Genomic DNA, 392 nt, shown 5'->3' with positions numbered 1-392 from the left:
TCGCGCAAAGACAAACCCCCGACCTTCTTACGAGGGCCGGGGGTTTGGTGTAGAAGCTTGACGATGACCTACTCTCACATGGGGAGACCCCACACTACCATCGGCGATGCGTCGTTTCACTGCTGAGTTCGGGATGGGATCAGGTGGTTCCAACGCTCTATGGTCGTCAAGCAATTCGGTTGCTGCCTCGGGATTTAGCCGCTGCAGCGAATCGGGCATGTGATGGTGTTGCTGTGTTTCGGTTCGCTTTGCGAGCGATGCGTCTTTTCGGTTTGTTTGTCGACTTCAACCGTCTGACACGCAAACATCAAATTGTTTGGGTGTTATATGGTCAAGCCTCACGGGCAATTAGTATGGGTTAGCTCAACGCCTCACAACGCTTACACACCCCA

Annotated in this window: 1 rRNA gene; it reads right to left on the bottom strand. The window is 53.3% G+C overall.

Annotation, left to right across the window (positions count from 1 at the left end):
• Positions 1 to 55 precede the first annotated feature (55 nt).
• Positions 56 to 171, bottom strand: a 5S ribosomal RNA gene (rrf, locus tag V6943_RS20580).
• Positions 172 to 392: the final 221 nt, after the last annotated feature.

This window comes from Pseudomonas sp. CBC3 (genome assembly GCF_037967085.1).
In the GTDB taxonomy this organism is placed as follows: Bacteria; Pseudomonadota; Gammaproteobacteria; order Pseudomonadales; family Pseudomonadaceae; genus Stutzerimonas.
This window is presented reverse-complemented; position numbering and strand designations above follow the sequence as displayed.